The sequence below is a fragment of the Streptomyces violaceus genome, from assembly GCF_036014075.1.
Lineage (GTDB): Bacteria > Actinomycetota > Actinomycetes > Streptomycetales > Streptomycetaceae > Streptomyces > Streptomyces violaceus.
In genome coordinates, this window is record NZ_CP107911.1 from 8479486 (window position 1) to 8506449 (window position 26964).

Here is a 26964-nt window from a genome sequence, read left to right on the forward strand (position 1 = left end):
ATGAAGCCCGGCTCCCGTTTTCGACCACGTCTCGAGCTGGTCAACCGTTATTGCATCCGCATCAGCACACGTTGGCTCTCTCCCGCGCTGCGCGGTCGCTCCCCCGGCACGTTAGTTGCCCGTGGTGGCGAGCTTTGCCGCGAACCCGAGGAAGAGGGCGCCGGCTCCGCTGGTCAGCCCGGCCGACAGTCGCCGCCGACGGCGGAACTGGGCCGAGAGGTACGTGCCGCCGAGGATCAGCAGGGTCACGTAGCTGATGCTGATCACCTGGTAGATCAGCGCGAGCAGCCCGAAGGACAGCACCGGGTGCGGATAGGACGGGTCGACGAACTGCACGAAGAAGGAGATGAAGAACAGGATGGCCTTCGGGTTGAGCAGAGTGATCAGCAGCGACCGACGAAACGGCCGCTCGCCGTCCTGGGCGCCCTCCGGCCCCTCCGCCGGTGCTTCCACCTTGCGGGTGCGCCACATCTCCCATGCCCCGCGGATCATTCCGAACGCGATCCAGGCCAGATAACCGGCCCCCGCGTACTTGATGACGGAGAAAACGAGTTCGTTGGCACGCAGCAGCGAAGAGAGCCCCGCGGCGGTGAGCAGCATCAGCAGGGCCTCGCCGATGAACACCCCCGCCGCGGCCTGGTACCCGGTCCGCACACCGCGCCGCGCCGCCACCGACAGCGTGTAGAGGGAACTGGGCCCCGGCAGCAGAATAATGAGGAGCGTCCCCAGGGCGTAGGTGGAAAGGTTGGACACTCCCAGCATCTGCTTCTCCCTCCGTGGCGGCTACGGCTGCCCGGCGTCGTCGCCAGTAACTAGCCGACGTTGTTGCCGGTGCGTACGTTGTGTGACATGACCAACTGATCGACATCTGCGACCCGTTGAAGAGCGTAGTCCTCGGTGATGTGGGTGAAGTTCTCGGCCCATGCGGCCGCGAGTTCGTCGATGTCGAGCAGATCCTGCTCGCCGAACCTCTTGTAGAGCTCCGCTCGCTTCTCGGGGGTGATGGCGATGTCGAGCTCGGCCAGGTACGCGTCGATCTCCGCGCTGCTCTTGAAGAACGACGGCTGCTCGTAGTCGACGAGCAGGTCCCACGCCGGACTGTTGGGCAGTGGGATGAACCGGGAGAACTCGACGGACGACAGCTCGACCTCGCCCAACATTTGCCGAATGCCCTCGATCGTCCGGTCCAGCGTCCGCGGGCGTTCGCCCGGTGCCCCCGCGATGTACGAGGCGTGTACGGAGATCCCTGCCTTGTTGAGCAGACGGATCGCCTCAAGGTTCGTCGCGTCGGTGGTCTTGTTCTTCCGCTGTGCCTCCAGCATCTCGGGGTCGGCGGCGTCGAGCCCGATGTTCGCCCGGGTCACGCCGAGGCGGCGGCACTTGTCTACGTTGTTGCGTTTGGTCAGACCCAGCGCTCGCGCGTACACCATGATCTCCAGCTCACCGTTGTCGATGCGGCGACGGAGGTGCGGGGGTGTGGCGTCGATGAGAGCGTCGACATAGCGTGGGCTGGCGGTGAAGCTGTCGTACACCTCGAAGAAGAGGTTGATGCCGAATTCTCGGTTGTAGATGTCCACCGCCTTCCAGAATCCGCTCGGTTCGCCCGTGTTGACGGTGAGATCAGCAATGCTGCAATAAGTGCAGCGCTTGTATCCATTCTCACAGCCGCGGGCGTTGTTCACGGTGATGGGTATGACCGTGTGGTCATGCAGATGTCCGAACTGCTCTCGGTAGTTCCGGGCGTACATGTCGAGTTCGTCGCGTATGAATGCCAGATCCGGAATCGTGTTGCGCTCGGCGAGCGCGTATCGGGGCGCGGGGTTGGAGACGACCGTTTCACCCTGACGGTGGACGAGCGAGGAGACGTCCATCAAGGGGGTGCCGGACAGCAGTGCGCCCACCAGCTCCACGAATGGCGTCTCGCCCACGTCGTTGGCGACTATGTAGTCGATGGCGGGCCGGTTGGCGAGGATGAGCCCGGGGAAGAAGCCGGCGTGGTCGTCGCCGAGAACCACCTTGGCGCCAGCCTGCTTCGCAGTGTCAGCGATCTTGAGGGCCTCGCTGTAGGTGGGGGTCAGGGCGCTCACTCCGACGAGGTCCGGCCCGAATTCCTGCACCTTCTTCTGCACTTCGACGGTGTTGCTGATGCCTCCGTCGACGACACACACCTCCACCTGGTCGCGGAAGGCGTCGCGTATCGCCGTGGCCAGCTGGATGATGCCGATATGTGGATAGCAGGCGTAGTTGGACGCGTTTCCGTTCGCGGTGGGGTTCGGGGCGTTCGCGAGCAGCACCTTGAGCGGCATTCGTTTCCCTTCACCATGAAGATCGGCCCTCGATCGTGACGGTGAAGATGACTCGTGTCAGCTCCATTTGGTGTTTTTCGGCCATCCGCCAGGCCGATCCCCTTCGGACATATTCCGGAATCTTGAAGGGCGCCGACGCGTGGCCGTTACAGGCACTCCCCAGTTGCCCCAACAGGGCGAGCGGATGCACTCCGATGGGGACCGTGTGAAATCGGCCAGTCACACACCGCTCCCTAGTGGGTCAACCTTCAACCAAGACGACTGAAAGGCGTCGAGGATCAAGCCCAACTTGTCCGAGCTTGCGCGAGAGTCGTGAACGTCATGCCCCCTTGATGCCGAAGCTTTCAAGAGTGCAGGCATGTCATGGCAGGACTTGGTTGCGGCCGCTACCGCCACCGAAAGGGCTTCATAAGCGTACAAATATGGCCGGAATCCGGTGCTAGGTGACAGTCCTGTCGCTGTCGCGGAGCCGTGTCAATGACCAAGCTGGGAACCATGAACAACACATTCGACACCGCCGTCCAGACGGTCATCTCTCTGGCCGTGCTGACCATCGTGGTACTCCCCGCGATCATCGGGACCATCCGTGACCGCCGTATCGATGTCCATTTACGGGACATGAAGGAGGGCCGGGACCGCCGCACCGGCGTCCTGGTCGTGTTCGACCTCGCTTACGGCAGGCATGAGGACAGGGTCTTCCGCGCGAATGCGAGCCGAAGCACCAAGTGAGCCTGTTTCAACCTGAAGTTGTTGGTCGTGCGAGGTTCGTGAGGTGGCTCAATGGTGTCGGCCAGCGTGCGGCGGCCGTGGCTTGGGCGTAGTCGATTCGGGCAAGACCTGCAGCGTGCCCGTGGCTGACGGCGGTGTTGGTAAGAACGCTGTGACCAGCCGCAAACGAAGGGTGTCATGTCCGGCGACGTGCGGCGGGGGCGCGCTCAGCAACGTGTCGGGCGACCGCGTCGACGCCGGGGCGGGCGTACCGCTCCAGGGAGCGGACGGATGCGTGGCGGGAGCGGGCCAGCAGCATCGGGGTGGAGGTGCCGCCCTCGGCGTCGTGCGTGAGTGCGGTGTGCCGCAGCCGGTGCAGGGTCCAGCCGTCCAGGTCCTCGATGTCCTCGGGCGAGGCCAGCGGGTTGGCCAGCAGCCGGGTGTTCTCCTCGAAGATCTCCTCTGCCCGGCGGTAGGAGAGGCGGGCCCGGCCGGTCTCCTCGCACACGTCCAGCGTCGCGGTCCCGGCCGGGGCCCTGCGGCCGGTGAGGAACAGCGGGCCGCAGGTGCGGCGGGCGATGAGGCGGGGCAGCAGCTGGGCGGTGCCGGACTGCCAGTGGATCCACTCGGTCGCCCCGCCCTTGGCGGTGATCTTGCCGCGCTTGTCCGCCGGGTAGAGGTCCTCCACGTTCAGGCACAGCACCTCCTCCGCCCGGGCGGCGGACTCGTAGAGCATCTTCCACAGCGTCTTCTCCCGCAGGGCGACGTCCAGGCGCCACAGGGCGGCGATCTGGTTCTCGGCCAGGGCCTTGGTGCGGTCCGGCGGTGCCGGCCGCCGCTCGATCCCGATCGTCGGATCGACGGCGATCCAGCCCTGCCGCTGCCACCAGCCGATCGCCTTGCGCGCGATGGACAGTTCCCGGTTGACGGTGTCGGCGTCCATCTCGTCCGCCCGCGCCGCCGCCAGTTCCGCCAGCACCTCCGGCAGCGCCGGGTCGTCGATCGCGGCGACGGGGAAGACGGGCGGCTTCGCGCTCCGCCGAGCCGGTCCGGTCGGCGCGGGCTCGCCGGCGAACATCCATCCCCACGTCGTCAGCGAGATCCGGTAGATCCGCGCGGAGGACTTCGCGATGCCCGCGCCGGTGAGGTACCGCTCGACCGCCGCGGTGTACGACGCGGGCGGGGCGGACAGGGGCACCACCCGGGCGCGCGGCAGCCGGAGCGCGCCCCCGGCCCCGAGTTCAGTCACTGGTTCGATCGTCATGCCCGCCCCACCCTTCCGGCCCTGACGCAGTAAATGCGTACACCTCGCCCCGGCGGCCGGAATGCCCCGCCGCAGGTAGCGATGATCACGGTAGGCGGTCCGTCGCAGTAAATCCGGCATTTACTGCGGCACCACCCGGATGAGCCATCAGGCAACAGAAGTCCGATAAACCGACCTGAATCGGACTCGCTACTACCGCTATCCACTATCCCGTCGGCCCTCACCCCTGACTCAAGGCCAGAACATCACACTGAGTTACTTGTCACTTCGCGGCAGCTTCGGGAGTACAGGGCCGTTTCGGTCAAGACGTCGTTGGACGGCGCACTGGCCGGGACCGGCCAGGCCCAGCCGGGCCACGACCCCGAGCTCGCGAAGCGAATGGGCTCCGCCTTCGCCGCGATGACGAACTCCACCCTGTATGTGCGGGTCTCCGTACCGGTGACCCACCAGCTCGCCCAGGTCGCCGCGGGCCGCATGGACCTGCACTGGCAGTTCGACAACGTCCGCTCCCACGCGGCAGGTGTGCTGCTGGTCCAGGAGGCCGGAGGCGTCGTGACCGACATCGAGGGCAAACCGTGGGAACTGGCCGGCGAGAGCTACCTCGCCGCCGCGCCGGGTGTGCACGCCGCCGCGCTGGAAGTCCTTTCCGCCTGGGCGGTGGGCTGACGGCTGAGGAGCGGACGCGGCGTCGGTGGGTGGTAGTTGGGCATCTTGATCCCGTCCTTGCCCGCGTTGGATGGTGCACACCTATAGACATCCGATCTATTCCCTGGCGACGATGTTCGCGCCCTCGACTGGTGTCGATGCGGCTTTCAGTGCCTCCGCGAAAGAGCCGATGAATGGGCCGGGAGATCTCACCGTGGTCAATGAATCCCAACCGCAGCGACGGAGCGTTCTCAAGGTCGGCGGCGGCCTCGCCTTCGCACCTCTGCTCGCTCAGCTGACCGGCGGAACTCCCGTGGGGCAGGCCGTTGCCGCCGGGGCCGACGCACCGGCGGCCGTCAAGTCGCCGGCCCTGTCGCGCGAGGCACTGACGTACTCCGTACCCGCCCTGGACTGGCAGTCGCAGGCCCTGCCGATCGGCAACGGCCGGCTCGGCGCCATGCTCTTCGCCGATCCCTGCGAGGAGCGCATCCAGTTCAACGAACAGAGCCTGTGGGGCGGCGTCAACAACTACGACAACGCCCTCGCGGGCAAGCCGGACAGCGAGTTCGACACCGGCATGACCGGCTTCGGCTCGTACCGGAACTTCGGTGACGTCGTCGTCACCTTCGCTCCCCGTACGAGTCCGAAGGTCACGGCTCCGGGGGGACCGTACAGCAGCTCGTCCTCGGAGGGTGTCGACAAGACGTACGACGGCGACTCGGGCACCAAGTGGTGCATCGAGGGGCCCGGTTCGAAGGTGCGGTGGCAGGTAGAGCTTCCCGAACCCGTCGCGGTCGCGTCCTACCGTCTGACGAGTGCCGAGGACGTGCCGCAGCGCGACCCGCGGGAGTGGGCGTTCGCCGGTTCCGCCGACGGCGCCACCTGGACCACGCTCGACAGACGCACTCTGGAAGCGCCCTTCGAAAGCCGCTTCCAGACGAAGGAATTCACCTGTGCCGACCCCGCGGCCTACCGCTTCTACCGGTTCGACTTCGTCCCCAAGGCCGGTGTCAGCCACTTTCAGGTGAGCGAGATCGGTCTGTCCGGCGTCGACCTCGGCGCGGGCGGCGCGCTGTACCTGTCGTCGCCGAGCGGGCATTCCAAGGGCTCCGGCGTCGGGACCGGGTCCCGGGCCACGGACATCTCGAGTTCGGTGGACGGGAATCCGGCCACGGTCTGGCGGGTCGACGCCCCCGCACCAGCGGTCGTCTGGCAGGCCGAGCTGCCCCGCGCGGTCGTCGTCACCTCGTACGCGCTGACGGCGGCAGCGGGACGTCCCAAGGACGACCCCCGGCGATGGCGGCTCGAGGCATCGCGGGACGGGACTGCCTGGACGCCCCTCGACACGCAGAACCCCTCAGCGCCCTTCGCCGGCCGCGGCGAGACCCGGACGTTCCGGATCACCAACAGCACGGCATACCGCGTCTACCGGCTCACCCTGACCCCCGGCGCGTCGTCCACCGGCTTCCAGATCGCGGGGATCGCGCTGGAAGGCAAGGGCTTCGACACGCGCACCCAGCGGACGGTCGTCGACTACCGGCGCACCCTCGACTTCGTCGAGGGAGTGCACGTCACCCGCTTCGGCGCGCCGGGACGACGCGTCCTGCGGGAGGCTTTCGCGAGCCGTTCCGCGGACGTCATGGTCTTCCGCTACACGTCGGACCGCGCCCATGGACTCTCCGGAGCGATATCGCTGACGTCCGGACAGGACAACACTCCGACGACCGTCGACGCCGGTGCCCGCCGGATCGCCTTCAGCGGTGTCATGGGCAACGGCCTCAAGCACGCGTGCATCGTCCAGGCCCTACACACCGACGGCGACGTCCGGGCCGACGGATCGATGCTCCGCTTCAGCGGCTGCACCACCCTGACCCTGCTCCTGGACGCCCGCACCGACTACAAGCTCGACGCCGCCGCCGGGTGGCGCGGACCCGATCCGGAAACGGTCATCGCCAGGGCGCTCGGCAAGGCTGCCTCCCGGTCCTACGACAAGCTGCGCGAGAAGCACATCGCCGAGACGCGCGCCCTCATGAACCGCGTCTCGGTGGACTGGGGCACCTCCGACGCCGCCGTCGTCGCTCTGCCGACCGACGCCCGGCTGGCGCGCTACGCGGCGGGCGGGGCGGACCCGACGCTCGAGCAGGGGATGTTCGACTACGGCCGCTATCTGCTGGTCAGTTCCTCGCGCCCGAACGGTCTGCCCGCCAACCTCCAGGGCCTCTGGAACGACAGCAACCAGCCGGCGTGGGCCTCCGACTACCACACCAACATCAATGTCCAGATGAACTACTGGGGAGCCGAGACGACGAACCTGCCGGAGTGCCATGAGGCACTCGTCCGGTTCATCGAGCAGGTGGCGGTGCCCAGCCGCGTGGCGACCCGCAACGCCTTCGGCGAGGACACGCGCGGCTGGACCGCCCGCACCAGCCAGAGCGTCTTCGGCGGCAACGCGTGGGAGTGGAACACCGTCGCGAGCGCCTGGTACGCCCAACACCTCTACGAACACTGGGCGTTCAGCCAGGACCTGGGCTACCTCCGCACCCTCGCCTACCCGATGATCAAGGAGATCTGCGAGTTCTGGGAGGACCATCTCAAGGAGCGCGAGGACGGACTCCTCGTCGCACCGAACGGCTGGTCACCCGAGCACGGGCCGCGCGAAGACGGCGTCATGTACGACCAGCAGATCATCTGGGACTTGTTCCAGAACTACCTCGACTGCGAGGCGGTGCTCGAGGCGGACCCCGTCTACCGGGCCAAGGTCGCGGACCTGCAGGCGCGCCTCGCGCCGAACAAGATAGGCAAGTGGGGTCAGCTGCAGGAGTGGCAGGAGGACATCGACAGCCCCACCGACATCCACCGCCACACCTCGCACCTCTTCGCGGTCTACCCGGGGCGCCAGATCACCCCGACAAATCCCGAGTTCACGGCCGCCGCCCTCGTCTCCCTCAAGGCGCGGTGCGGTGAGAAGAAGGGCGTGCCCTTCACGGCCGCGACGGTGTCGGGCGACAGCCGCCGCTCGTGGACCTGGCCCTGGCGGGCGGCTCTGTTCGCCCGACTGGGGGATGGGCATCGCGCCCAGATCATGCTGCGCGGACTGTTGACCTACAACACGCTGCCCAACCTGTTCTGCAACCACCCGCCCTTCCAGATGGACGGCAACTTCGGTATCTCGGGCGCTGTCGCCGAGATGCTCCTGCAGAGCCACGACGGCGTTATCCACCTGCTGCCCGCCCTGCCGGACGACTGGAAGCCCAAGGGCTCCTTCAGCGGACTCCGTGCCCGTGGCGGCTACGAGGTCAGCTGCGAGTGGCGGGACGGGAAGGTCACGTCGTACCGCATCACGGCCGACCGGGCGCGGAACCGGAGGAAGGTCACCCTGCGGGTGAACGGCATCGACAAGAAGGTGAAGCCGAGCAGGCCCTGACGACGGCACCGGCTCACTGCCGCAGCAGCCGGGCCGGCGGTCGGTCACACGAGACGAGGGACGCGGGGGTCGTGAAGCCCGACCCCCGCGTCCGGTTCTGCCCGGTCAGAGAGCGTGAGGCGCTTCGCCTACGGCCCGTCCACCACCGTGCCGTCGAGCACCGGGCCCTCCACCTGGCCGCGGTCCTCCGTCCAGACGGACATCCGGATCCGCAGTGACTCCTCCGGCTCACTCGCCCCGTCCACGGCGGTGGGTACGGTCACCTCGGTGCTCAGCTCCCCCGCGGGTATGGCGAGGCCCAGGTAGAACCCTTCCACCTCGGACAGCGGCCGGGCGGGGCTCGGCGACTCGCCGGTGTTCTCCTCGAACCATCGCGGGTCGACGTCGGTGCTGGACAGTTCGGCGCGGCCGTCGACCGGTGCGAACGCGGCCTCGAGCCAGATCTCCGTGTCGGCGGCCGCGGACTGGTCGATCCGCCACTGCAGGCTCTGGCCCTCGGTGACCCGGCCCGCGACCGGTGTCGCGCTGAACGTGGGCATCGGGTCGTCGTCCTTCACGGACAGGCCGCCGAGGTGGTTGCCGACCACGGCACCCCGGACGGCCTTCGCGAACACGTGGTGCGACGTGCCGTAGCTGAAGCGGGTGTTGCCGCGCACGTCGACAGGCACGTCCACGCTGCCGCTGCCGGGGCGCACCGTCACCAACCGGGATGTGACCTCACTGGTCTCGGGGTCCGCGACGAAGAGCCTGATCTGACCACCGCCCTGCCCGGAGAGCCGCACCGGCACCTTGTGGGTCCGGACTCCGGAGTCGCCCTCGTCGGCCGTCAACAGGCCGATGTCGACGCGGGGCAGCGCGACCGGCCGTACCGCCGCCATACCGGGACGCCAGCCCCAGGCGTCCATCAGCCACGCCTGTCCCGAACCGCTGCGCGGGGTCAGTGCCAGGGACTTCACCCGCTTCAGGTCCAGCCCGGCCGCCGTCGCCGCGGTCAGCGGTACGCGCACCTCCTGCCCCCAGTACGAGGCCGTCCGTTCGGAGCCGGGCAGCCCGTCGAGACGGATGGCACCGAGCGTCGCGTGCCGGCCCGCGGTGTCCGTGAGAGACACGTCCATGCGGGTGCCGGTGGTGTTCGGCGGCACGATGACCCGCAGGGCCAGCGACTTGGCTCCGCTCAAGGAGACCGGCCGCCCGGGACGCACCCGTACCGCGGAACCCGGCGTCGACCAGTCGAGCGCCACGGCGTTGCGGCCCGGTTCCCGCTCCGTCTCCCACCCGGCGAAGTGCGGTGACCCGCCGGGGTTCTGGGGGCTCAGGCAGGCGGTGGCGGGGTCGGGGTCCACCTGCGCGCACAGCCGGCCGCCGTCCACCGTGACCGGGGCGTCCGGCAGGAACGCGGCGGTGCGACGGGCACCGACGGCGTGGGTCAGGATCCGCGCGGGACCCGCGGACGCCGCGCGGACGCCCGAGCCGTCGAGCAGCGGCCGGACCCGGTCGTCGCCCGCGACGAACAGCCGGGCCGCGGCGGCTATGTACGTCGAACCGGCGGCCTGCTGCCGCTCGGCCGTCAGCCGGGTCGCGGTGCCCGGCGCGCACACCGGGTCCGGCTCCTCCCCGTCGTTCCAGAAGTCGTCCCAGGCCGGGGCCTCGGCCTGTCCCGGCGTCCACTCGGTGTTGAAGTAGTTGTGGTTGGCGCCGACCATATAGACCGCGCTGTGCAGGGCGGCACCACGGCTCACGCCGCGTGTCCCGTCCACGTAGATCTCGCCCTGCAGGTCGGACACGTCACCGTCGCAACCCGGCAGGATCGTCATGGACGGCACATCGGGAGCCGGGTTCTGCCCGAAGACGGTGGGGCCGATGAGGACGGTCCCCCGGATCTTCCAGCGCACCGGACCTCGGTAGCCGTCCTTGTCCGCGGGCGGCTTGGAGAGGCTGTCCATCGCGGCCCGGTTCACGCCCTCGCCGCCGCGCGAGTGACCGACGAGGAGGACGCGCGACAGGTCGGCCCGGGCCGCCTTCCGTACGATCGCCGGTGCCTTGGTCCGTCCGGCGCCCGACCAGTCGGCCCAGCGGGCGAGGTGCTGCCGTACCAGGGAGGAGCGGGCCTGGGTTCCGGCGTCCTGCGCCGCGTAGTCCTGCCCGTTGACGCCGTTGGCGGATATGGACACCGTCACATACCCCTGGGACGCCAGGAGTTTCTGGTCGTGCAGATAGCCGCGATGGCTGGGTATCGGCTTCGAGCCGGTAGGGCAGGGCCACTCGCCGAGTGCCTCACCGTCCGCGCCTCCGGTGAAGCAGGTGGAGTGGCGGCCGTGCAGGAAGAGGGCCAGCGGCCGTTTGCCCTTGGCACCGGCGGGTGCGGTGACGGTCGCGCGCATCTCCACCGGGGCGGGAAAATCGGGCAGTTGCACCGACTTCAGCGCGTACTCGCCGCTGACCGTGCGGTAGGGTCCCGGGACACCGGGGTCCACGGGGTTGGCCGGCGGCAGGGCCGACGGCTCCACCGGCTTCACGGGCTTCACCGGCTTCTTGGCGGACCGGCGCTTCGAGTCGGCCTTGACGCCGGCCTCGTCGAGGCGGCGCCCCGCGGCCCGCACCTGCAGATCCTTCGCAGCCCCGAGCGTAACGCCTTCGAGGCCGAGGCGGAACGTGTGCCCGTCCTTGCCGGCCATGGGCCGGCCCAGGAGCCGGTCTCCCGAGTAGAACTCGACGGCGGCGTCGCCCATGGGTACGGGTCTGTTCGAGCGCCAGGTCAGCTGCTGACCGGCTCTCTTGCCGGTGATCTGCCAGCCGGCCGGCAGGCCCCGGTCGGGGCCGGGACCTGCGGATGGGGCGGACGGCGTGGAATCGGCGGCCGGTTGGGCGTGCGCCAGGCCTGGCGACCCCACCACCACCGCGAACAAGGCCGCGGCGGCGACCAATGTGCGCCGAGCATGGATCAACGTGCTTCTCCTCCGGATCGGCTCCTGACGCCCGGACATCACAGGTGTCCCAGGTGCCCCGAGCGCCTCTTTCGTTCCTGAGGAGAAGATGAGAAAAGAGGTTGCAGGGTTGCTCGGAATTGATCTGTTGCGCAGTCAAATGCAGTCAGCCACAAGGGAGTTGTCCGGGCAGCGACGCAGGTCGGCGGCCCTCTGCACAACGTGAGGTCGGTCAGGGCAGGATCTCGATGTACCCGTCGGTTCCGTGCACTCGGATTCGCTGCCCGTCCCGGATCAGCCGGGTGGCCTGCTCCACGCCCACGACGGCCGGCAAGCCGTACTCCCGGGCGATCACCGCGCCATGGGTCATCAAGCCGCCCACCTCCGTCACCAGGCCCGCGATTCCGACGAACAGCGGCGACCAGCTGGGGTCCGTGAAGGCCGTGACCAGGATGTCGCCCGCTTCGAGATCGGCCTCCGCCATGTCGAGGATGACGCGGGCCCTCCCCTCGATGGTCCCGGCGGAAACCGGGAGGCCGATCAGTGCACCGGTCGGCACGTCATCGCGCCGGTACGCCCCGGTGAGGGCCTCACCGTCCGATGTGAGCACCCGGGGCGGTGTGAGCGCGTGGTACGACCGGAACGCATCCTTGCGCTGCTGGATGAGCCGGCCATCCACCTGGTTCGAGCGCACGGCGTCATGGAACTCCTGAAACGTGAGGTAGAAGACGTCCTCCCGCTCAGGAAGCACGTTGGCCCGCACGAGGCGCTCGGCTTCCTCCAGCAAGGCCCGCTTGTAGACGAAGTAGCGGCTGACGATTCCGTACTTCGGGTACTCCCGATACCCGATGAAGGTTCTGACCCGGTCGATCATCCGCTTGGTCTCGTCGGCTTTCCGCTCCCCGCCCGGCAGGGCCCGCAAGCGTGACAGCACCTCCTGTTCCTTCTTGCGCGCCTTCTGCCTGCCTTCCTCGAAACGCCGCTCGGCGGCGCCCGGCTCGAAGTTCCTGACGTTGTCGAGGATCACGGGCACGAGCGTGGTGGGGCGCTCTCGCCAGCGCGGCCTCGTGATGTCGATCTCGCCGACGCAGCGCATGCCGTACCGCTCGAGGTAGGCCTCGATGGCGTCGCGTGCTTCGGTTCCGCCCGCGAGCTTCGCCAGCTCGTCCAGGAAGGCGTAGTCCTCGACGTACTCGACGCCCCGCAGGAACGCCACCAGCTCCGGATGCGGGCGGATCACGTCCGCGACGTCGAGCAGCGCCAGTCCCATCTCCGACGTGACGTTGTCGGGGGCGGACAGCGTGAGCGTGTCAGCCGCGTTCTTCTCGCCCAGCCACTCCTGCAGCTTGTCGTTGAGCCACCACGTGGCCTCCATCCCCGCCATGATCGCCTGCATGCTCAGCGGATCACTGAGGACTCGCTTGTGTTCCTCGAAGGCCTCCAGCAGGAAGTCGAAGAGCGCCGGTCCGGTCTTCGTCCGGATGTCCCGCTCCAGGGCGGCGATGGACGCCTGGCTGCGCTCGATCAGCTCGGTGACTACGGCCGGATCGGTCTCGATCGGGGCGGACGCGCCGCCGCCCGGCGGCCCGCCGGGCCCCGCGTCCGGGAGCGACGGGACGAAGCCGTCGCGGTCGAGGACGGTCTCCAGAGCGTCCCTGGTCAGCGGATCGCCCTTCCCGATGACGTCCAGGAGGCCGGCGCGGCTCGCGGGCGAGGCCAGGCGCCGGGTGACGTCGACGAACAGCCTCCCGGCGGCCTCATGCATCGGCACCATCGCCGTCAGCTGCCACATGGAGAGCCCCAGGGGCTTCATGGGGTCGGTCATCATCTGCTGATGTCCGACGGACACGTAGACGTGATTCTCCTTATCGCCGGTCTCGGGGATGGGGAACAGCGTCGTGATCGGCCGGCTCTGCACGATCTGGAAGTCATCGTCGACCAGGCACCATTCGATGTCCTGCGGGCGGCCGAAGTGCGCTTCGATCCGCCGCCCGAGCCGCACGAGCCGCACCACCTGCGCATCCGTCAGCGCCGGCTGCTTCTGCCGCTGTCCGTCGACCGCCACTTCCTGCGTACCGCCGGCCGACAGGGCCTGAACGGCACGCTCTTTGGCGGCGGTCTCCTTGGCGACGACTTCGCCGTCCCGCACCTTGAAGACGTCCGGGTTCACCAGGCCGGAGACGAGAGCCTCGCCGAGGCCGAAGCCGGCGTCCACGGTGGCGACCTGCCGGTTGCCCGTGACGGGGTCGGCCGTGAACAGGATGCCGGCCGCATGCGGGAAGACCATGCGCTGCACGACCACGGCCATGTGGACCGTACGGTGGTCGATGCCGTTCCGCTGGCGGTAGGTCACGGCCCGCTCGGTGAACAGCGAGGCCCAGCACCGGCTGACGTGCTGGAGGATCGCCGTCGGCCCCACGACGTTCAAATACGTGTCCTGCTGGCCGGCGAAGGAGGCCGTAGGCAGGTCCTCTGCCGTCGCGCTGGATCGGACGGCGTAGGCGGCCTGCTCGCCGTGCTGGGCGAGTGCGCGGGTGATCGCCGCCGCGAGATCGCCCGGGATGGCGATCCCTTCGACGGTCCGACGAATCTCCGCGCTGAGTGTGCGGGTCGCCTCCCGGTCGTCCGGGTTCAGGCGCGACAGCTGATCGAGCCGATCGGCGAGCGACGGTGATCCCGCCACGATCCGCCTGAAGGCGTCCGTCGTCACGCAGAAGCCGGCCGGCACGCGGATGCCTTCGATCCGCGACAGCCCGCCCAGGTGCGCGCCCTTGCCGCCGACCACCGCGACCTGCGCCCCGTCAACCTCTTGAAGGTCTCGCACGTACTGCTCGATCATCGCGATACCTCCAGCTCTGCCGAACCTCTTGGCCGCCGGTCCCGCCAATGGTTCGCCGTCACCGCGTCCCCCATACATCGACAACACACGCACACCGTGCTCTCCATATCCGCAGGTTGTGGCCTCGGCCGACGATTCTGTGCCACCACCCGGGTCTTGCCGCAAGCCCCCCGGTGCGCTATACGTTGAGAGTGGCAAGGAGAGAGATCTCCTTGCCTTTTCTGTGTGGCCGGTGCGGCTGCTGGTCCGATGCGAGGGTGGAGATCATTCCGAACGAGGAAGCCCCACGCGCCGACCCGTGGCCCGCACGCTTCCGTGACCGTGGGCACACGGATGTCCGCCGAATCGGCGCTGGTGTCGAGGGCGTCGTCTACCCGACGCCATGCGTCAGTTGACCGTCCAAGGCGACGACCGTCCACTGTGGCGGGATCACGACCGCTTCCAGAACGCGCTCGTGGCCCTGGTCGGCCGGGCCGTGGCCAGGCACGGTGCCGCCCTGGCTGTCCATGTGCCGGACTTCGACGGGGGAGTCGAACGCACGCAAGAGGCGCTGCGGTCGCTCCCCGACGCCCCGGTGAGCGCGATCCACGGCGACCTCGTCCCGCCCAACATCCACATCGACGCGGTCGGCCGGCCCGTCGCCGTACTCGACTTCGGCTTCTACACGACCGCGGGCGACCCGGCCTTCGAAGCCGCTGTCACCGCTGCCATCTGGGACATGTACGGGCCGTACGCCGAGGAGCACACCGCGGAACTCACCCGGCTCTTCGCACACGAGCTCGGGTACACGTCGGCGGCCCTCACCACCTATCAGGCCGCATACGTCCTCACCACCTACGACCTCTTCGGCCTGGACGACAGCGACGGGCACTTCCGGTGGTGCCTCGAACAGCTTTGCCGCAACGCCGTGTTCAGCGCCTAGAGCGGGGCCTCTGCCCCGGTTGTGGGAGGGGGGCGTCATGGCCCGTCCCCCCATTGGCCGGGACCGGATCAGATTGACGGATTCATCTTCCTCCCCACTGGGCAGTGGGCCAGGGAATGTCATGAGCACGACTGCCTTCCCCCACAAGGAGGTCGATCATGCACGTCCGTACGCTGACCGGTGGCCTGGCCGCTGCCTTGGTGGTGTCCTTCTCCCTGGCCGGTGGCCAGGCCGTGGCCGCTCCCCCCGACGCGGAGGGTGCTTCCCTCGCCGCCCGTGTCCTCATCTACGACGCCAGTGGCTCCGCGGAGTTCAGGAGCGCGGTCGACCGGGGCGCGGCGATCTGGAACGAGAGTGTCGACGCCGTCGAGCTGCGGCCGGCCGGCGCCGGGCAACGCGCGAACATACGGGTCCTCGCGGACAACGGCTGGCCGCGCGCCCTGCCCACCACCCTGGGCAACGGCACCGTCTACATCGGACGGCAGGCCGTGGACCAGGGCTACGACACGATCCGTATCTCCGCCCACGAACTCGGACACATCCTGGGCCTGCCCGATCGCAAGCCCGGACCGTGCTCGAGCCTGATGTCCGGCTCCACCGCGGGCACCGCGTGCACGAACCCGTATCCGAACGCGGCGGAGAAGACAGAGGTCGAGGGGAACTTCGGCGGTGCGCTCGCAGGTCCGGCCCCGGCGGCACGTGCCGAGGTGATCGTGGACTGACGCGTGCCGCACCACACGTGAGGATGCCCGTACGGCCCGTGTCCCGCTCCCGCCGGGCAGGTTCGGCCCGGGCGGGCTCACGGCCGAACGCCCGCCTGCCCGCCCGGGGCGGGCGTTCGCGCGTCGAGCCTCCTCCTTCAGCCGAGCTTCTCGGCCGGTCGGCGATGGGGCCACGGTCCACCGGGCGTGCGAGACCTACGGCACCAGCCCATGCGAATGGCGACGGCACTCCCGAGACGACCTGTCCCGCCGTGTGGCGCCTCCACTTTGATCAGTGGCCGGTAGGTGGCCGTGTCCGGGGGTTCACCGACGGGGCCGATCACCCGCCTCTACCCAGGCGGGGGCGGCGAAGGGCGATGTGCGTACCCCGGAGCACCAGGTGGGCCAGGGGCCGTGCATCCGGCACGGCAGGGGTGTGGCCAGGGAGCGTTGGAGGCAGTAGCGGCCCGCGCACAGGGTGCTGACGGCAGTCACGTCCTCCGGGCGCGGAGCGCTTCGTCGTAGCGGGCGGGTCGGGCGCCGCGGCGGCTCACCGGCGGCCGGATGCCGCCGGTGTCCAGGACCTGGTTCACGAGGCGGTCACCAGCGCTTCCTCGCGAAGGTGGTCGAGGAGGGCGGTGGCGTCGGCGGCGGCGCGCTCACGGGTCACCGGGCGGGTCGCGGCGAGGCGGTCGGCCACCTGGTCCGGCGCCCTCGGGCTCCCCGCCTCCCTCGCCCTGGGTGAGGTCGGCGTAGGCGCCGGCCTCGGCCAGCAGCGGCGGCTCGTAGAAGTCCACGGTCTCCACGGTCATGAGCCCTTCGTTCACAGCGGTCACCTTCGGTCGCGGAGGCGGAACTCCCGCCCCCGATCAAGCAGTTACGCATCCCGGAACCGGACGAGGCCAGGGGAACCCGGACAAACCCATCGTGTGAGGGATGAGAGACCGACACCCGCGCGCGCCGGGGAGGTGCACCGGCGGCGTTCGTGCCGGACTCCCGAACGAGTCCCGAACGAGCTGCCGGAGGCGTCAGGAAAGTCCGTGACGGGCGACGTGGGTGCCGGAGCCGCGCCGTGCTCGGCGGGGTCTGTCGATCCGTCGACCGGCTGCTTATGCTTCATGACGTTCCGGAACTCAGACCTCCGTACCGTCTATCGGAAGGGCTCCATGGAGAGGCTCCGCAGCGCGCAGTGGTACGAGGGACAGGACCGTAACGCCTACATACACCGGGCGTGGATGCGACGCGGAGTGCCGGGCGACGCCTTCACAGGCCGGCCTCAGATCGCGATCGCCAACACCGCTTCGGACCTGACTCCCTGTAACGCGCACCTGAACGAGGTCGCGGCCTCGGTCCGCAACGGCGTGTACGAGGCGGGTGGCATCCCGCTGGACCTGCCCGTGGTGTCGCTGGGGGAGACGCAGGTGCGGCCCACCGCCATGCTGTGGCGGAACATGGCCGCGATGGCCACGGAGGAGATGCTCAGGGCCAACCCCGTCGACGGTGTGGTCCTGCTCGGCGGCTGTGACAAGACGATCCCGTCGCTGCTCATGGCCGCGGCCTCGGTGGATCTGCCCGCCGTCGTTCTTCCCGGCGGTCCGATGCTCAACGGCACCTTCCGCGGCGGCCTGCTGGGCTGCGGCACCGGTGTGTGGAAGCTGTCGGAGGAGGTCCGGGCGGGCACGCTCTCCCAGGAACAGTTCATCCGCTCCGAGTCGGCGATGATCCGTAGCCGCGGCCACTGCAACACGATGGGCACGGCCTCGACGATGGCGCTGGTGGCGGAGGCGTTGGGCACGGTCGTGCCGGGTACCGCGGGCACCCCCGCCCCCGACAGCCGTCTGCTGGAGGCCGCGCACCACACCGGTCGACTGGCGGTGGACATGGTGGGCGCCGATCGGCGTCCCGGGACGTTCCTGACCGAGGCGTCCTTCCGGAACGCGATCGTGGCGCTGGCCGCGATCGGCGGCTCGACCAACGCCGTCGTCCATCTCCTGGCCATCGCGGGCCGGTTGGGCATCGACCTGTCGCTGGACGACTTCGACCGCGTCGGCTCGCGGGTACCGGTCCTGGTGGACCTCCAGCCGGCCGGGCGTTTCCTCATGGAGGACTTCCACCGCGCCGGCGGTCTGCTCGCCGTCCTGCGCGAGGTACGCGACCTGCTGGATCCCGACGCGCTGACCGTCACCGGCAGGCCGTTGGCCGACTTCCTCGACGACGCCGAGATCTGGGACGGCGAGGTCATCCGTACCCGTGCCGCACCACTGGTCGAAGAGGGCGGCATCGCCGTCCTGCGCGGCAACCTCGCCCCCGACGGCGCGCTCGTCAAACCGGCCGCCGCCTCCCCGCACCTGCTCCGTCACCGGGGCCGGGCCGTCGTCTTCGACTCCATCGAGGACTTCCACGCTCGTATCGACGACCCCGAACTCGACGTCGACGCCGACTCCGTCCTCGTCCTGCGCGGCTGCGGTCCCAAGGGCTACCCGGGCATGCCCGAGGTGTCGAACATGCCCCTGCCGAAGAAGCTGCTGGAAAAGGGAGTTCGTGACATGGTCCGCGTCTGCGACGGCCGGATGAGCGGCACGGCGTACGGCACGGTCGTCCTGCACGTGGCACCCGAGGCCGCGGCCGGCGGCCCGCTCGCCGTCGTACGGACCGGCGACTTCATCACCCTCGACGTCGAGGCCCGCCGTATCGACGTCGACGTACCCGCCGACGAACTCGCCCGCAGAAGCCCCGGCAAGGCCACCGTCACGGGCTTCGCCAATCCCCGGCGCGGCTGGGAACGCCTCTACGTCGACCATGTCCTGCAGGCCGACACCGGCGCCGATCTCGACTTCCTCGTGGGCTCCAGCGGCTCCGAGGTGACCCGTGAGTCGCACTGACACCGGGTCACCTCAGGGGATCACCAGGTCACGGGCAACTCGGTGACACCGCCGGTGAGGGTGGTACGGACCTCCAGCTCGTCCAGCTCCTTGGCGAGCCGCAGACCGGGCAGCCGGCGCGCCAGGGTGGCGAACACGATGCGCAGTTCGACACGGGCCAGGCTCGCGCCGATGCAGAAGTGCACGCCGTGGCCGAAACCGAGGTGGTTGCGTTCGGGGCGGTCGGGATCGAAGGTCTCGGCGTCGGAGTAGACGGCGGAGTCGCGGTTGGCGGCGTTGATCGACAGGATGACGGCGTCGCCGCGCTGGATGGTGACACCGGCGACGTCGACATCGGTGTGGGCGTAGCGCAGCAGGCCGAGGTCGCCGGGGGCGCCCAGGCGCATGATCTCCTCGACGGTGGCGTTGACCCGGCCGTCGGGGTCGGCGGTCAGCGTCTGCCACTGGTCGGGACGCGTGAGCAGGAAGAGCGTGCCCAGGCCGATGCGGTTGACCGTGGTCTCGTGCCCGGCGAACAGCAGCCCGACGCAGAGCTGGATCATGTCGGCGTAGTCGTAGTCCGCGTCGGTGCTCTGCGCATGGACCAGGTCGGAGATCACGTCCTCGCCCGGCTGCGCGCGTTTCGTCTCGGCGAGTCCCGTCATGTACTCGTTGAACTCGTCCCGCGCCTGGTGGGCCGCGTCGCCGATGGCGTAGTTGGACATGCGCTCCGACAGTGAGGCGAAGCGCTCGCGGTCGGTCTCGGGCACCCCGAGCAGCCGGCAGATGACCGCGACCGGCAGCGGGAAGGCCAGCCCGGCCTGCAGGTCGACGACCCCGGCGGGGGCGGCGGCATGCTGGGTGATCAGCTGGTCGACGCACGAGTCGACCAGGTGCTGGACATGGTCGGTGAGCATCCGCATCCGCTTGGCCGAGAACGCCGGGGTCAGCAGCCGGCGCATCCGCGTGTGGTCGGCCTCCTCGGTGTCGTAGTTGCCCGTGGGCCCGTCCAGTACGGCGGCGGACGTCAGGCGTGAGGCACGTTCCGGTTCGGGATGGGAGCGGCCCAGTCGTTTGTCGCTGAGCAGGTCGCGGACCTCCTCGAAGCGGGTGACCAGCCAGGCGGGGTCCCCGGCCGGGGTGGTGACCGGGGTGACGGGCGCCTCCCGGCGCAGCACGTCGTACAGAGGTGCGAGGTCGAGCACGTTCGGCCTCGGGAAGGGCAGTTGCTGACGCTCGGCGGTAACGCTCATGGCGCTCCTCCTGTGATCTCCGCATGCGATCTTCGAGCCGCCCCGACCGTAGCAGTTTGTTGGCAGTAACTGTCATTAAAGTTTCGGACAGTCCTCCCATGTCGCGGGCATGTTTAGATCGCCTGATGGAGGACTTTGTGGCGGACAGCGGGCGCGTGCCCCGCCGGGGACGGCCGCCGGTGAGCGACGAGCAGCGCGGGCGGCAACGCCTGGACATCTCCCGCCACGCCGTCCGGCTGTTCGCCGAGCAAGGTGTCGCCGCCACGTCAGGCGAGCAGATCGCGAAAGCCGCCGGGGTCTCCGAACGCACGCTGTGGCGCTGCTTCCCCACCAAGGAGAGCTGTGTCGAGCCGCTGCTCACCCAGATGATCGACGCCTTCCGGACGGTGCTGCACGCGTGGCCGCCCGAACTCGGCCTGATCGAGCACCTGCGTGAGGCCTACCAGCCCGTCATCGACTCGCCGTCCGGCGCGGACGTCGAGACGGTACTCGCGGTGGTCCGGCTGACCCACGACGAACCCGCGCTGCGCGCCGCTTATCTGGTGCTCCGGGAGCGTGCGGAGGGGACGTTCACCGAGGTGCTCGCCGAACGCATGGGCATGCGCCCCGATACGTTCGACGTCCGCGTACAGGCCGCCGTGATGAGCGCCGTGCTCAAGGTCGCGGCCGACGATCTCGCCCGTGAAACAGCCGGCCGAGGCATCACCCCGGAAGCGCTGGAGGGACATCGCGACCGCCTCGCCGACGCACTCGGGTTGGTCACCCGGGGGCTCTCGGGGCGGTAGGGCCACGCACTAGCGAGCCGGGTCGCCGTCGTACTCGCGGCGGGCCCGGTCGACCTTGTCCAGGTTGCCGGTCGCCCACTCGGAGAGATGCGCGAAGAGCGGGGCGAGGCTACGGCCGAGTTCGCTGATCTCGTACTCGACGCGAGGGGGCACCTCCGGGTGGTACGTGCGCACGACCAGCCCGTCGCGTTCCAACTGCCGCAGCCGCTGGGTCAGCACCTTCGGAGTGATGCGGGAGACGCGCCGTTGCAGCTCCACGAAGCGCTGCCGGCCGTGTGCGTGCAGGGTCCACAGGACCGGCGTGGTCCACCGGCTGAAGACGATGTCGACGACCGGCGAGATCGGGCAGGCGGCTTCCGGGTCGGTCCTCGTATCGGATGCCGTCCGCGTGGCGTTGTCGCCCATGCGCTTCCCTTCTCGAAAGCCACTTTCCTGTAGGTACCTACTTTACCTCCGGTGTTAGCGTCCCCCTGTCTCGCCCGACCTTCGGGCGGCGTCAACCACCGTGCAAAAAAGGGGAGTTACTCATGATCGTAGTGACGGGGGCGACGGGTAACGTCGGCAGTCGGCTCGTCCGGACGCTCGCGGCGGCCGGTGAACGGGTGACCGCGACGTCTCGGAGCATCACCGACGCGGATGTTCCGGAGGGTGTCCGGCATCGCGGGGCGGACCTGACCGACGCCGAGAGTCTTCGCCCGCTTCTCGACGGCGCCGACGCGCTGTTCCTGCAGAACGGCGGGCCCAGCGCCCACCTGCTGAACCCCCGGCACATCCTGGACGTCGCCAAGGCCGGCGGAGTCGAGCGCGTCGTGCTGCTGTCCTCGCAAGGAGTCGCCACGCGGCCGGAGTCGGCCTCGCACGGTGGAACGGCACGCGCCATCGAGGACGCCGTGCGGCAGTCGGGCCTGGACTGGACCGTCCTGCGCCCCGGCGGTTTCCACTCCAACATGTTCGCCTGGGCCGAGTCGGTACGCACCCGGAGGTCCGTCGCCGCACCGTTCGCCGATGTCGGCCTGCCCACGGTCGATCCGGGCGACATCGCCGAGTTGGCCGCCGTGACGCTGCGCGAGAGCGGGCACGCCCGCCAGATGTACGAGTTGACCGGGCCCGCGCTCAGCACGCCGAGGCAACGAGCCGAATCGATCGCGGACGCGCTCGGCGAACCGGTCCGCTTCATCGAGCAGACCCGTGACGAGGCCCGGGCTCAGATGCTCCGGTTCATGCCCGAGGAGGTGATCGAGACGACGCTGGCCATCCTCGGCGAGCCCACACCCGCCGAGCAGCGGATCAGCACCGCCATCGAACGGATCCTCGGCCGCGCCCCCAGCACCTTCGCGGCGTGGGCTCGACAGCACGTCGCCGCCTTTCGCTGAAGCTGACGGGCCCCTGCCGGCCCGCTGCGTCCGCCGCTGCCGCCCCTGGTTCGCGTCAGGCGTCGGTCCGTTCGTAGGCGCTGATGATGTAGCGGGCCTCGTCGTCAATCGCCTTCCGCCCGGGGAACGTTCGGCTGTGCCGACAGCACGCGGCGCGCCAGCCGGGCAGCCCCTAGGAGAGGGTCGTGACGACCACGGCGGCGCCGGCGGCGGAGAACGACGCGGCGATCTGCGTCCCGCGCTGTTCACCGCCGCGGCTCCCCAGTTGCCCTGCTCGAGTTCCTTCGCGCGGGTCGCGACTGTAGCCGTCGTGGCCATGGAAAGGTCCTGTTCGAAAGCGAGGGAGAGGGCCTGAATGCCTTCTGGGGTACCTGGGCAGGAAATGCAGGCGAGGAATCAGTCGACGACGAGGACGGCGAAACGGCCGTGGTGGTCGACTGTCAGAGGGAGCGGGGACAGCGCGCTGTCACAATCGCCGTCGAGCCGGCCCGGTGATGGTTACACGGGGAGGACGAACGGGGGGTGCGCGCCGTTGAGGAAGTAGTCCCCGACATCACGGAGCCGGTGGGCGACCGGCTCGTACAGGGTGTGGGTCCGGGCATTGCGCCAGAAGCGGTCGAAGCCCAGCCGCGCGGACGCGGAGCGGACACCGATGATGTCGAGAGCGCGAGCGGTGGACTCCTGCACGGCCCTGGACGCGGCGGCTTCGGCCATGGCCACGAGCACGGAGATCTCCGCGTACTCCTCGTAGTCGAGGTCCTCGCCGCGTGCCAGCCCGCCGTGCACGGCATCCCGCGCCTGGTCGGCGAGTGCGGACGCGGAGCGGGTGAGCACGGTGAGCTCCCCGTACGCGGTCAGCACCTGCGGGTCCTGGGGCGAGCCGACCGGCCAGTCCGGGTGCCAGTGGGAGTGGCCGGTCCTGCTGTACTCACGGGCTTCGGCGAGCACGCCCTCGGCCATGCCGAGCCGGAGCTGCACCGAAAGGAGTCGCCCGACCGGTGACACCAGAGCGGTCAGGGGCGACAGGACGTCCTCGTCCGCGGCCAGGGAGCCCAGCACATCGTCGGCGGAGACCGGTACGGCGTCGAACTCCACGCTTCCGCCCGCCGCTAGCCGCTGTCCGAAAGGGTCGGCGTCGCCGTCGATCACCACGCCTTGGAGGTCGGGATCGACCACGACGGCGAGCGGCTCGCCGCTGTCGGCCCGTACGGCCCGCACGGCGAGGCGGTCGGCGACCAGGACACCGGCGGCGTAGCTCTGCCGGCCGTTGAGCACATACCCCCGCGCGTTCCTGGCGAGTGACAGAACCGGTTCCTGACGCGCCAGACCACCGCCCCAACACCACTGCTCCGACGCGGAGCGCTGCTCCAGCCGGGCGGCGAGGGCGGGGTCGGTGAAGAACCGGGCGCTCCATGACATGAAGTAGTGACAGCCGAGCAGTTGGGCGATGGCGCCGTCGGCCGCCGCGATCTCCCGTACCACGGCGTACGCCGTGGGCCAGTCCTCGCCGCCGCCTCCGAGCCCGGCCGGTATGAGGAGCGTCAGCAGGCCCGACTCGCGCAGCCGGGACACCTCGTCGAAGGGGGGCTTGCCGGCCTGGTCCCTGGCCACCGCGTCCGTGGCCAGATCGTCCGCCGTCTCACGGGCCACGTGCAGCCAGTGCGTACGTCCGGGCCCGGTCGGCGCAGCGGCTGGGCCCATGGCAGAGGTCTCCTCAACGTGTGTGGGGCATGCGTCATCCTGCGCAGTGGCCCGAGGCGCCGTCAATACTTTCCTAGTAATTCTATAGGGAACGTAGGGAACGCAGGGAACGGCGGTATGCGGCCAGCCGGGCCCTCAGCCTCTGCACGGGTGTGGGCGGCAGGGCCCGCGCCGCGCCCCGCGCGTAGTGGCGCTCGACATGGAACTGGCCCACGCTGAGCACGGTGGTGACGGCGATGTACCAGAGCGTGGCGACCATCAGCAGCGGGATGACCTGGTAGGTCTGGTTGTGGACCAGTTGCGCCGAGTACAGCAGGTCGTGCACGGTCAGCACGCTGACGATGCTCGTGCCCTTCAGGGTGCCGATCAGCATATTGCCGGCGGTCGGCACGATGGAGCGCATCGCCTGCGGCACCACGATCCGGCGCAGGGTACGAGCCCTGCCGATGCCCAGTGCCTGGGCCGCCTCCGTCTGGCCGGCGTCCACCGAGAGGATGCCGCCACGCACCACCTCCGCGGCATAGGCGGCCTCGTGCAGCGTCAGGCCGATGACGGCGGTGAGGGCAGGGCCCAGCAGGTTCACCGTCTTGACGGTGACGAACTGCGGGCCGAACGGAACGCCGACTTCCGAGCGTCGGATAGAGGGCGCCGATGTTGAACCAGAACAGCAGCTGCACCAGCAGCGGAGTGGACCGGAAGATCCACACGAAGCCCCAACTCAACGTGGCCGGCACGGGGTTGCAGGACAACCGCATCACGGCCAGCGGAATGCCGAGCAGGAAGCCGAGCACCATCACCACGCCCACGCCTGGACGGAGCAGGACCGCGCCCTGGTCGCCGACCGCGTCGACACCCAGTTCGCCGGCTCGCCGGGGCGCGTCGCCGACCAGCTCGAACAACTCCAGGAGGCCACCGGCGCCGACGAGCTGATCATCACCACCATCACACACGACCACGCCGACCGCGTGCGCTCCTACCGACTCCTCGCGGAGGAATGGCAACGCCGGTGAGCCGGTCGCGACCCGGCCCCGTCCGGCGAACGGGGCCGGGCGCGAACCCCTGTTACAGCGCGGCCGCCGCGCCGTGCAGGATCTTCGCGGCCAGGGCCGGGCCCTCGGTCTGCGAGTAGGCGGCGTCCTCGTGCTCGATGTTCACCGCCAAGTGCGGGTCGACTTCGGCGAGAGCGCGCAGGAACTTGGTCCACCCGGGAGGAGATCACCGACCTCATGGCCGGCGGTGAGGCCAAGGCCGACCTCCAAGCCGAGCCGGCCCTGCTGCAGTCCGGGTCCTGAGGGCCGCGACACCTCGGCACGACGCCGGATGCGGTCAGGACCTGACCGCATCTCGTGCGACGGTGACCGGGCAAGCCGCCCGGACCTCTCGAACCACGGGTCGGCACACGACTCGAAGGCCGAGGTGTTCCCTTGACCGTTCTCGACGCCCGGGCGCTCAACCGTGCCACCCTCGCGCGGCAGTTGCTCCTCGACCGGGCCGACATGCCGGTGCTCGACGCCGTCGCGCATCTGTGCGGTCTCCAGGCGCAGGAGCCGCAGGAGCCGTTCATCGGGCTCTGGTCCCGGTTGCGGGGCTTCGCGCCGACCGTGCTGTCGGACCTGCTGACCGGGCGGCGCGTGGTGCGGACCCACCTCATGCGCCGCACCGTCCACCTCGTCACCGCCGACGACCTGGTGGCCTGGCGGGCGCGCCACGACGGCATGCTGCGCCAGCGGGTTCTCGGCACCTACCGTCGCGAGCTGGAAGGGGTGGATCTCGGCGAACTCGCGGCGGCCGGGCGGTCCGTCATGGCCGACGGCGAACCCCGCGCGATGGGCGACCTCGCGCGGGCAGTCGTCGACCGCTGGCCGGCGGCGGGGCCCCGGCCCCTGGGCGAAATGCTGATCGCCGGCCTGCTCCCGACGGTGCAGCTGCCGCCGCGCGGGCTGTGGCGCACGACGGGGGGAGCGCGCTACGAGCTGGTCTCCTCCTGGCTGGGGCGCGAGATCGACCCACCGGACCCCGACGGCTCCGACCCCGGGGGGCAGACACTGGTACGGCGCTACCTGGCCGCGTTCGGCCCTGCCGCCTCGGCCGACCTGCGCGCCTGGTGCGGCCTGGCCGGACTCCCCGCCGCCGTCTCCGCCCTGCGCGAGGAACTGGTCGCCTTCCGCGACGAGCGCGGCCGGGAACTGCTGGACCTCCCTGACGCGCCGCGCCCCGACCCCGACACCCCCGCCCCGGTGCGGTTCCTGCCGGCCTTCGACAACGCGGTCCTCGGCTACCACGACCGAGGGCGGATCATCGACGACGCCCACCGCGGCCTGTCGGTCGCCGGCGCCCGTGTCGTCCTGGTCGACGGCCGGGTCGCCGCGACCTGGAGCGTCGAGGCGGACACCGTCCTGATCACCCCGCTGGACCGCTTCACCCGGGCCGACCGGACCTTTGTCGCCGAGGAGGGACGGGCGCTGGCGTCCTTCCTCTCCGACGGAGACAGCGACCGCGTACGGATCGCCGCGTCCCCCGGCTGAGCGCCACGCCGACAGGGGCACCGATCAGGCGCACACTGGAAGGGTCCTGCCGGTGCTCACGAGGGGGTGTCGGCCGATGGAAGCATCAGAGCGTACGGCCATGCGGTGGTGGCGGTGGCGACGCAACGCGCTCAAGCGGCGCGTCGACGTCGTCGAAGCCTGGGTCGTGCTCGCCGGCTGGGTGTTCGCCCTGCTGGGCGGGCTGGCCGGGGGGCTGATGGCGGCGGGTGCGGTCGAGCAGGCCGTCGAACGGCAGCGGGCCGGGAGCCACCAGGTCTCGGCGGTCGTCGTCAAGGACGCGCCGGGCCCGTCGCCGGCCCGAGCGGCGAGTGACCACCGGGTGTGGGGCGAGGTGCGGTGGACCGCGCCGGACGGTTCGACGCACAAGGACGAGGCGCGGGTGCCGCCCCGGGCTCCAGCCGGGAGCACGGTCCCCGTGTGGGTGAACAAGAGCGGTGACATCACAACCCCACCGGTGTCCGAAGGAGAGGCCTGGCTCCACACGACCATGGGCGGCGCACTGGCCGGGGCCCTGGCGGGCGGGGCGGTGCTGGGAGCAGCCTGGCTGATACGGCTGTCCCTGGACCGGCGGCGTATGGCGCAGTGGGACGCGGAGTGGGAGCGGATCGACGCGCGGCGGGGGTGGAAGACCGGCTGACCTGGCCGTGGCTCGCCGCGGCTCGCCGGGAGCCGCTGCCGACAGGGCAGTGGGGCTGACGGTGTGCCGCGGCTG

The 26964-nt window shown here is 69.8% G+C and carries 19 protein-coding genes and 3 pseudogenes; 11 read left to right on the forward strand and 11 right to left on the reverse strand.

Annotated elements, in window-relative coordinates; all coding sequences use genetic code 11:
- Positions 1 to 111: 111 nt before the first annotated feature.
- Positions 112 to 762 carry a leucine efflux protein LeuE gene (gene leuE, locus OG542_RS38220; RefSeq protein ID WP_328417125.1) on the reverse strand — a complete coding sequence of 217 codons (651 nt, stop codon included), beginning with the start codon at positions 760 to 762 and terminating at the stop codon, positions 112 to 114.
- A gap of 50 nt (positions 763 to 812) precedes the next feature.
- Positions 813 to 2306 (reverse strand): B12-binding domain-containing radical SAM protein, encoded by a 1494-nt coding sequence (locus OG542_RS38225; protein ID WP_328417127.1) that lies wholly within the window; start codon positions 2304 to 2306, stop codon positions 813 to 815.
- Positions 2307 to 2783: 477 nt separating this feature from the next.
- Here OG542_RS38225 and OG542_RS38230 point away from each other — a divergent pair, with 477 nt between their 5' ends.
- Positions 2784 to 3035, forward strand: coding sequence for a hypothetical protein (locus OG542_RS38230; protein ID WP_328417129.1), 252 nt, complete (start codon positions 2784 to 2786; stop codon positions 3033 to 3035).
- 175 nt (positions 3036 to 3210) lie between these two features.
- On the opposite strand, the gene OG542_RS38235 is transcribed toward OG542_RS38230, so the two are convergent.
- Positions 3211 to 4278: a tyrosine-type recombinase/integrase gene (locus OG542_RS38235; protein ID WP_328417131.1), complete on the reverse strand. Its 1068-nt coding sequence runs from the start codon at positions 4276 to 4278 to the stop codon at positions 3211 to 3213.
- Positions 4279 to 4590: 312 nt separating this feature from the next.
- On the opposite strand from OG542_RS38235, the gene OG542_RS38240 reads away from it, so the two are divergent.
- Positions 4591 to 4944 carry an inositol monophosphatase family protein gene (locus OG542_RS38240; protein ID WP_328417133.1) on the forward strand — a complete coding sequence of 118 codons (354 nt, stop codon included), beginning with the start codon at positions 4591 to 4593 and terminating at the stop codon, positions 4942 to 4944.
- Between the two features lie 193 nt (positions 4945 to 5137).
- Positions 5138 to 8347: a glycosyl hydrolase family 95 catalytic domain-containing protein gene (locus OG542_RS38245; protein WP_328417135.1), complete on the forward strand. Its 3210-nt coding sequence runs from the start codon at positions 5138 to 5140 to the stop codon at positions 8345 to 8347.
- Positions 8348 to 8475: 128 nt separating this feature from the next.
- On the opposite strand, the gene OG542_RS38250 is transcribed toward OG542_RS38245, so the two are convergent.
- Both OG542_RS38250 and rph read right to left on the reverse strand, forming a co-directional pair.
- Positions 8476 to 11292 carry an alpha/beta hydrolase family protein gene (locus OG542_RS38250; protein ID WP_328417137.1) on the reverse strand — a complete coding sequence of 939 codons (2817 nt, stop codon included), beginning with the start codon at positions 11290 to 11292 and terminating at the stop codon, positions 8476 to 8478.
- Positions 11293 to 11503: 211 nt separating this feature from the next.
- Positions 11504 to 14110, reverse strand: coding sequence for a rifamycin-inactivating phosphotransferase (gene rph, locus OG542_RS38255; protein WP_328417139.1), 2607 nt, complete (start codon positions 14108 to 14110; stop codon positions 11504 to 11506).
- A gap of 382 nt (positions 14111 to 14492) precedes the next feature.
- Here rph and OG542_RS38260 point away from each other — a divergent pair, with 382 nt between their 5' ends.
- Positions 14493 to 15032 carry a phosphotransferase gene (locus OG542_RS38260; RefSeq protein ID WP_328417141.1) on the forward strand — a complete coding sequence of 180 codons (540 nt, stop codon included), beginning with the start codon at positions 14493 to 14495 and terminating at the stop codon, positions 15030 to 15032.
- Positions 15033 to 15190: 158 nt separating this feature from the next.
- Positions 15191 to 15754, forward strand: a complete 564-nt coding sequence (locus tag OG542_RS38265; RefSeq protein ID WP_328417143.1) for a snapalysin family zinc-dependent metalloprotease — start codon at positions 15191 to 15193, stop codon at positions 15752 to 15754.
- Between the two features lie 303 nt (positions 15755 to 16057).
- Here the strand turns inward: OG542_RS38265 and OG542_RS38270 are convergent.
- Positions 16058 to 16240: pseudogene (locus tag OG542_RS38270) on the reverse strand (lasso peptide biosynthesis B2 protein); the annotation flags it as partial.
- 152 nt (positions 16241 to 16392) lie between these two features.
- Positions 16393 to 16560, reverse strand: a complete 168-nt coding sequence (locus tag OG542_RS38275; RefSeq protein ID WP_328417147.1) for a lasso RiPP family leader peptide-containing protein — start codon at positions 16558 to 16560, stop codon at positions 16393 to 16395.
- 339 nt (positions 16561 to 16899) lie between these two features.
- Between OG542_RS38275 and OG542_RS38280 the strand changes: the two genes are divergently transcribed.
- Positions 16900 to 18615, forward strand: a complete 1716-nt coding sequence (locus OG542_RS38280) for an IlvD/Edd family dehydratase (protein WP_328417149.1) — start codon at positions 16900 to 16902, stop codon at positions 18613 to 18615.
- 20 nt (positions 18616 to 18635) lie between these two features.
- Here the strand turns inward: OG542_RS38280 and OG542_RS38285 are convergent, their stop codons facing one another.
- Positions 18636 to 19847, reverse strand: coding sequence for a cytochrome P450 (locus OG542_RS38285; RefSeq protein WP_328417151.1), 1212 nt, complete (start codon positions 19845 to 19847; stop codon positions 18636 to 18638).
- 125 nt (positions 19848 to 19972) lie between these two features.
- On the opposite strand from OG542_RS38285, the gene OG542_RS38290 reads away from it, so the two are divergent.
- Positions 19973 to 20632 (forward strand): TetR/AcrR family transcriptional regulator, encoded by a 660-nt coding sequence (locus OG542_RS38290; protein WP_328417153.1) that lies wholly within the window; start codon positions 19973 to 19975, stop codon positions 20630 to 20632.
- Between the two features lie 9 nt (positions 20633 to 20641).
- On the opposite strand, the gene OG542_RS38295 is transcribed toward OG542_RS38290, so the two are convergent.
- Positions 20642 to 21037, reverse strand: coding sequence for a winged helix-turn-helix transcriptional regulator (locus OG542_RS38295; RefSeq protein ID WP_328417155.1), 396 nt, complete (start codon positions 21035 to 21037; stop codon positions 20642 to 20644).
- 122 nt (positions 21038 to 21159) lie between these two features.
- Between OG542_RS38295 and OG542_RS38300 the strand changes: the two genes are divergently transcribed.
- Positions 21160 to 22005 carry an SDR family oxidoreductase gene (locus OG542_RS38300; protein WP_328417157.1) on the forward strand — a complete coding sequence of 282 codons (846 nt, stop codon included), beginning with the start codon at positions 21160 to 21162 and terminating at the stop codon, positions 22003 to 22005.
- A gap of 498 nt (positions 22006 to 22503) precedes the next feature.
- On the opposite strand, the gene OG542_RS38305 is transcribed toward OG542_RS38300, so the two are convergent.
- Together OG542_RS38305 and OG542_RS38310 are read right to left on the reverse strand one after the other, a co-directional pair.
- Positions 22504 to 23706, reverse strand: a complete 1203-nt coding sequence (locus OG542_RS38305) for an acyl-CoA dehydrogenase family protein (protein ID WP_328417159.1) — start codon at positions 23704 to 23706, stop codon at positions 22504 to 22506.
- Between the two features lie 82 nt (positions 23707 to 23788).
- Positions 23789 to 24506, reverse strand: a pseudogene (locus OG542_RS38310) (amino acid ABC transporter permease); the annotation flags it as partial.
- On the opposite strand from OG542_RS38310, the pseudogene OG542_RS38315 reads away from it, so the two are divergent.
- The 3 genes and pseudogenes from OG542_RS38315 to OG542_RS38325 form a co-directional block, all read left to right on the forward strand.
- Positions 24507 to 24716 (forward strand): annotated as a pseudogene (locus OG542_RS38315) (LLM class flavin-dependent oxidoreductase); the annotation flags it as partial. It lies immediately after the preceding pseudogene.
- Positions 24717 to 25130: 414 nt separating this feature from the next.
- Entirely contained in the window at positions 25131 to 26231 is a 1101-nt protein-coding gene (locus tag OG542_RS38320) for a winged helix DNA-binding domain-containing protein (protein WP_328417161.1), read from the forward strand.
- A 76-nt stretch (positions 26232 to 26307) separates the two neighbouring features.
- Positions 26308 to 26889 carry an Rv1733c family protein gene (locus tag OG542_RS38325; protein WP_328417163.1) on the forward strand — a complete coding sequence of 194 codons (582 nt, stop codon included), beginning with the start codon at positions 26308 to 26310 and terminating at the stop codon, positions 26887 to 26889.
- The last annotated feature ends 75 nt before the right edge of the window (positions 26890 to 26964 follow it).